The sequence below is a fragment of the Pseudomonas sp. P4_C1 genome, assembly GCF_056402155.1.
This window is the reverse complement of sequence record NZ_JBFUHY010000129.1, coordinates 1-6,142: the sequence shown is the minus strand read 5'-3', so window position 1 is coordinate 6,142 and position 6,142 is coordinate 1. Positions and strand designations below refer to the sequence as shown.

The following is a 6,142-nucleotide window of genomic DNA, read 5'->3' as shown; positions in this document are numbered from 1 at the left end:
TGAGAAAGACAACATCATGGGCCGCCGCTTGAGCGATAACGAAGAGATCGACGACGCGCCGGTTTCCGCCCACGTCAAACGCACCGCCCAGGAAAGCTTTGCACCCGAGGCCTTCGTGGTGCGCCGCTCGATGCCATGGATCGAAGGCGACCGTGCCGGTCTGATGTTCCTGGCCTTCGGTTTTTCCCTCGATGCCTTCGAAGCCCAACTGCGCCGCATGAGTGGCCTGGAAGACGGCATCACCGACGGTTTGTACCGCATCAGCCGTCCGGTCACCGGTGGCTACTACTGGTGCCCGCCGCTCAAGGACGGTCGACTGGACCTGCGCGTATTGCGCATCGGCTGAGCAGCAAGGAGAGCCTATGAACCTGGTGCGTTGGGGCATGATCGGTTGTGGCAGTGTCGCGGAACGCAAAAGCGCGCCGGCCTTCTACAAGGCACCCGGATCGGCGTTGGTGGCGGTGATGGGCCGGCGCCTGGAAGCCGTCACCGACTACGCCGCGCGCCACGGCATCACTCGGGTATACACCGATGCGCAAGCGCTGATCAATGACCCCGAGGTCGACGCGGTGTACATCGCCACGCCGCCCGACAGCCATCATGCCTATGCCTTGCAGGTGGCCGCCGCCGGCAAGCATTGCTGCGTCGAAAAACCGATGGCGCTGAACGCCGGGCAAAGCCGCGAGATGCAGCAGGTGTTTGCCGATGCGGGGCTGCACCTGTTCGTGTCCTATTACCGACGTTCGCTGCCACGTTTCCGGCAAGTGCGGCAATGGCTGGAGGAGGGGCGGATCGGCGAGGTCCGGCACTTGAGCTGGACCCTCACCAAAGCGCCGTCGGCAGCGGACCGGAACGGCAGTGATAACTGGCGCACCGATCCGGCGATTGCCGGTGGAGGTTACTTCGCCGATCTGGCCAGCCATGGCCTGGACCTGTTTCAGTATCTGTTAGGCGATATCGTCGAAGTCGCCGGGTTCACTGCACGGCAGGCCGGGATGTATGCCGCCGAGGATGCCGTCAGCGCCTGTTGGCGGTTCGCGTCGGGAGCGATGGGCATGGGTTGCTGGAACTTTGTTGCAGACCGTCGCGAAGACCGGGTCGAAGTGATTGGCAGCAAAGGCCGGATCACCTTTTCAGTGTTCGACGAACACCCGGTCGAGCTGCACGCTGATCAACACCTCAGCCTGACCATCGAGCATCACGCACACATTCAGTGGCACCACGTATTGGGCATGAATGCGCATATTCGCGGCGAGGCGCAGCACCCGGCCGTGGCCGAGCAGGCGCTGAAGACCGATTGGGTGATGGACCAGATCCTCAAGCGCCACTGACTCCTCAGACCACACAAATCCCCCGTAGGAGCGAGCCTGCTCGCGATAGCGGTTTCACATTCAACATTGAAATCGACTGACCCGCCGCCATCGCGAGCAGGCTCGCTCCTACAGTGTTGGATTGCGTTGCGCATCTAACCTTATGCGCATTCGGTATTTCTCAATCGACATCACGGCTCTCTAAGATCACGTCATAACTCGTTATAACAAGTGATCTGCCATGACCGATAACGTTCTATCCCTGAGCAGCGTTCCGTTGCATACCCAGCTGCGAGACGTGCTGCGTACCCGTATCCTCGACGGCAAATACCCGCAAGACAGTCAGATGCCTTCCGAAAGCGAGCTTGGCACGYTGTTCAAGGTCAGCCGCATCACCGTGCGCCAGGCCTTGGGTGACCTGCAAAAAGAAGGACTGATCTTCAAGATCCACGGCAAGGGCACCTTCGTCGCCAAACCGAAAACCTTCCAGAACGTCAGCACCCTGCAAGGCCTGGCCGAGTCCATGACCGGTCGCGGCTATGAGGTGATCAACCGCCTGCGCAGCTTCAAGTTCATTGCCGCCAACAAGCTCGTCGCCGAGCGTTTACAGGTCGCCGAAGGCGAGGTCGTGGCGCAGATCAAACGGGTGCGCCTGATCAATCGCGAGCCGATTTCCCTGGAAATCACTTACCTGCCCAAGGCCGTTGGCGAGCGCCTGGAAAAAGCCGACCTGGTCACCCGCGACATTTTCCAGATCCTGGAAAACGACTGCGGTCTGACCCTGGGGCACGCCGACCTGGCCATCGATGCGGTGCTGGCCGACAGCGACCTGACTCGGGCGCTGAACGTCGAACCCGGCTCGCCGATCATGCGCATCGAACGCTTGACCCACGATGTCGACGGTTGGCCGCTGGACTTCGAACACCTTTACTACCGTGGCGATGCCTTCCAGTACCGCCTGCGGATCGACCGGAAAAAAGGGGAGCAGGCATGACGCGCAGCACGTTGGAGCAGGAATACGACATCGTTGTCATTGGCGGCGGCACCGCCGGTCCCATGGCCGCGATCAAGGCCAAGGAACGCAACCGTGATCTGCGGGTGTTGTTGATCGACAAGGCCAACGTCAAGCGCAGCGGCGCGATCAGCATGGGCATGGACGGCCTGAACAACGCGATCATTCCCGGCCACTCGACGCCGGAGCAATACACCAAGGAAATCACCATCGCCAACGACGGCATCGTCAATCAGGCCGCGGTGTACGCCTATGCCACCCACAGCTTCGAAACCATCGAGCAACTGGACCGCTGGGGCGTGAAATTCGAGAAGGACGAAACCGGCGACTACGCGGTGAAAAAGGTCCACCACATGGGCGCTTATGTGTTGCCGATGCCGGAAGGGCACGACATCAAGAAAGTCCTCTATCGGCAGCTGAAGCGCGCGCGGGTGAGCATCACCAATCGCCTGGTCTGCACCCGATTGCTGACGGACGAAGAGGGCGCGGTCAATGGTGTGATGGGTTTCGATTGCCGCACCGCTGACTTCCATGTGATCAAGGCCAAGGCGGTGATCCTCGCCTGCGGTGCCGCCGGACGCCTGGGGTTGCCGTCTTCGGGCTACCTGATGGGCACCTACGAAAACCCGACCAATGCCGGCGACGGCTACTCGATGGCCTACCACGCCGGGGCCGAACTGGCGAACCTGGAATGCTTCCAGATCAACCCGCTGATCAAGGACTACAACGGCCCGGCCTGCGCCTACGTCACCGGCCCCTTGGGTGGCTACACCGCCAACAACAAGGGCGAACGCTTCATCGAGTGCGACTACTGGAGCGGGCAGATGATGTGGGAGTTCCACCAGGAGCTGGAAAGCGGCAATGGCCCGGTGTTCCTCAAACTCGATCACCTGGCCGAGGAAACCATCCAGAACATCGAGGAGATCCTGCACAGCAACGAGCGTCCGAGTCGCGGCCAGTTCCATGCCAATCGCGGCACCGACTACCGCACGCAGATGGTCGAGATGCACATTTCGGAAATCGGCTTTTGCAGCGGGCATTCGGCGTCGGGGGTGTGGGTCAACGAGAAGGCCGAGACCTCGGTCAAGGGTTTGTACTCGGCCGGTGACATGGCCGCCGTGCCACACAACTACATGCTTGGCGCGTTCACTTACGGTTGGTTCGCCGGCCATAACGCGGCGGATTTTGTCGCCGGGCGTGAGTTTTCAGCGCTGGATGCCGCGCAGATCGAAACCGAAAAACAACGGGTCTACGCGCCGCTGGACCGCGAACACGGCCTGCCACCGGCTCAGGTCGAGTACAAGCTGCGGCGCTTCGTCAACGACTACCTGCAACCGCCGAAAGTGACGAAGAAGATGCAGATCGGCCTGCAACGCTTCAGCGACATCCAGCGCGACCTCGACCAGCTCAAGGCCCACAACGCCCACGAGCTGATGCGCGCCATGGAAGTCAGCATGATCCGCGACTGCGCCGAAATGRCCGCCCGCGCTTCATTGTTCCGCGCCGAAAGCCGCTGGGGGCTGTACCACCATCGCGTCGATCACCCGCAACGCAACGACCGCGACTGGTTCTGCCATTGCCACCTGAAGAAAGACCAAAACGGTTTGATGAGCAGTTTCAGGAAAGCCGTCGAGCCTTACATCATCCCGCTGGATGCCGACGAGATGCAGGCCTACGACCGGTTGCGGGTCGGTGCCGATGCGGCTTGATGCCGACAACAAAAGAGAGACCGAACATGGCTTACCAACCCCAGGAAATCTTCTTTCGCTCCAACGCACCCGTCACGGTCGATGAAGACAAATGCATCGCCCACAAAGGCTGCACCGTGTGCGTCGACGTTTGCCCGATGGACCTGCTGGCGATCAACCCGGCCACGCAAAAGGCCTACATGGCGTTCGACGAATGCTGGTACTGCATGCCCTGTGAAAAGGACTGTCCGACGGGCGCTGTGAAAGTCGAGATMCCGTACCTGCTGCGCTGAAACACAAATCAATGTAGGAGCGAGCCTGCTCGCGATGAAGCCAGCACAGGCGACATCTCCATTGACTGCAAGAACGCCATCGCGAGCAAGCTCGCTCCCACAGGGGATCGAGGCCAGTGGCAAATCTTGTGTACACCAAAAAAACTGGGGGATCGAGGGCAGACGCAAGTCCTGCATACACCAGAAAAACCTGTGGGAGCGAGCTTGCTCGCGATGAGGCCAGCCCGAACAACCCAAAACGCCATCCGGCACCACCGGACGCCTGATTCAAGACACCCCTCGTTTCCCACCACGCCCTGATCGTGGCGGAGACGAACATCCAATAAATGATTCGAGGGGAAACACTCATGATGTTGCGTGCAGCTCTGGCCGGTCTGGTACTGGCTTCATTCACCCTGTCGGCCTCGGCCGAAACCATCCGCATTGCCATCGGCACCCAGGACACCACCATCAATTGCGCCGCTGGCGGCCTGTTGATTCGTGAGTTGGGCCTGCTGGACAAATACCTGCCCCACGATGGCCCCTACAAAGACGCCCAATACGAGGTGCAGTGGAAAAACTTCACCAGCGGCGCCCCCCTGACCAACGAAATGGTGGCCGGCAAACTCGACTTCGGCGCCATGGCCGATTTCCCCGGCGCGTTCAACGGCGTGGCGTTCGAAACGGCGGGCAAGCACAGCCTGTTCATCAGCGTGCTGTCGGGCAGCATCAAGGGCAGCGGTAACGGCATCGTGGTGCCAAGCGCATCGGGCGTGCAGTCGCTGGCAGAGCTCAAGGGCAAGACCATTTCCGTGCCGTTCGCTTCCACCGCCCATGGCATGCTGCTGCGCGCCGTGGCGGCCCAGGGCTGGGACCCGCTCAAGGACGTGAACATCATCGCCCAGCCGCCGGAAGTCGCCGGCTCCGCGTTGCAGGCCGGCAAGATCGATGCTCACGCCGACTTTGTGCCCTTCGCCGAACTGTTCCCCAGCCGGGGTTTCGCCCGCAAGATTTATGACGGTTCCCAGGCCAGCGCGCCGACCTTCCACGGCGCGCTGGTCGATCAGGCCTATGCGAAAAAATACCCAGAAATCGTCGTCGCTTACCTGCGGGCGAGTATCGAAGCCAACCAGCTGCTGGTGGCTGAGCCGGAGAAATACAGCGAGTTGATCGCCAAGGTCACCGGGGTCGATGCCGAGGTCAATTACCTGTTCCATGGCCCCCTCGGTGTGCAGACCCGCGACCTGAGCTGGAAGCCGGAATACCGTCAGGCCGTGGGCACCGCCATCGATACCCTCAAGTTGTTGAAGAAGGCCGATCGCGGTCTGGATCTCAACACCTTCATCGACGACCAGTACATCCGCGCCGCCTTCAAGGCCTCGAACCTGGACTACAGCGCGCAGCTTGCGAATTACCAGCCGACACCGCTCAAGTCCGTCGATGCCGCCAGCGGCCAAGCCATCACCGACTTCAGTCACGTGGCGGAAATCTGGGTGCGCGGTGAGCCGAAAGTCCGCCAGTACGCCTCGGCGCAAGCGGCGTTTGCCGCGCTGGCCAGCCTCAAGCAGGAAGGCAAGAACATCCGCGCGGTGTACGCCCAGGCCAGCGACAGCGGGATCAAGTTGCTGGCGGATCAGGCGTGGTTTGCCACCGATGGGAAAGGACAACTGAGTGCGTTCCTGCTCAAAGGCCAGGCCCAACAGTTCGCCACGGCGAAGGGCGGCAAGGTCTTCGACTTCACTGATGCCACTGCCCAGGCTGTGGCTGTTCGCTAATCGTCGAAACACCACAGTCCCTGTGGGAGCGAGCTTGCTCGCGATAGCGGACTGACATTCAACATCGAGGTTGAATGTGATGACC

The 6,142-nt window shown here is 61.0% G+C and carries 5 protein-coding genes and 1 pseudogene; all 6 read left to right on the top strand.

Annotation, left to right across the window (positions count from 1 at the left end; all coding sequences use genetic code 11):
• Positions 1-346 (top strand): annotated as a pseudogene (locus AC1DU9_RS29185) (Dyp-type peroxidase); the annotation flags it as partial.
• Positions 347-362: 16 nt separating this feature from the next.
• A complete protein-coding gene (locus AC1DU9_RS29180) occupies positions 363-1,331 on the top strand; it encodes a Gfo/Idh/MocA family protein (protein WP_223462833.1) in 969 nt (322 codons plus the stop codon).
• A gap of 220 nt (positions 1,332-1,551) precedes the next feature.
• Positions 1,552-2,304, top strand: coding sequence for a GntR family transcriptional regulator (locus AC1DU9_RS29175; RefSeq protein WP_223462834.1), 753 nt, complete (start codon positions 1,552-1,554; stop codon positions 2,302-2,304).
• The gene (locus AC1DU9_RS29170) at positions 2,301-4,031 is read left to right on the top strand and encodes a fumarate reductase/succinate dehydrogenase flavoprotein subunit (RefSeq protein WP_477811212.1); all 1,731 of its coding nucleotides are present in this window, start codon (positions 2,301-2,303) and stop codon (positions 4,029-4,031) included. Before AC1DU9_RS29175 ends, AC1DU9_RS29170 begins: the two co-directional genes overlap by 4 nt.
• Before the next feature lie 26 nt (positions 4,032-4,057).
• A complete protein-coding gene (locus AC1DU9_RS29165; protein ID WP_003180418.1) occupies positions 4,058-4,303 on the top strand; it encodes a 4Fe-4S dicluster domain-containing protein in 246 nt (81 codons plus the stop codon).
• 347 nt (positions 4,304-4,650) lie between these two features.
• Positions 4,651-6,057, top strand: coding sequence for an ABC transporter substrate-binding protein (locus tag AC1DU9_RS29160; RefSeq protein WP_223462836.1), 1,407 nt, complete (start codon positions 4,651-4,653; stop codon positions 6,055-6,057).
• The last annotated feature ends 85 nt before the right edge of the window (positions 6,058-6,142 follow it).

Coding starts and splice junctions, on each gene's coding strand:
- AC1DU9_RS29180 (WP_223462833.1), top strand. CDS start 363: ATGAACCTGGTGCGTTGGGGCATGATCGGTTGTGGCAGTGTCGCGGAA.
- AC1DU9_RS29160 (WP_223462836.1), top strand. CDS start 4,651: ATGATGTTGCGTGCAGCTCTGGCCGGTCTGGTACTGGCTTCATTCACC.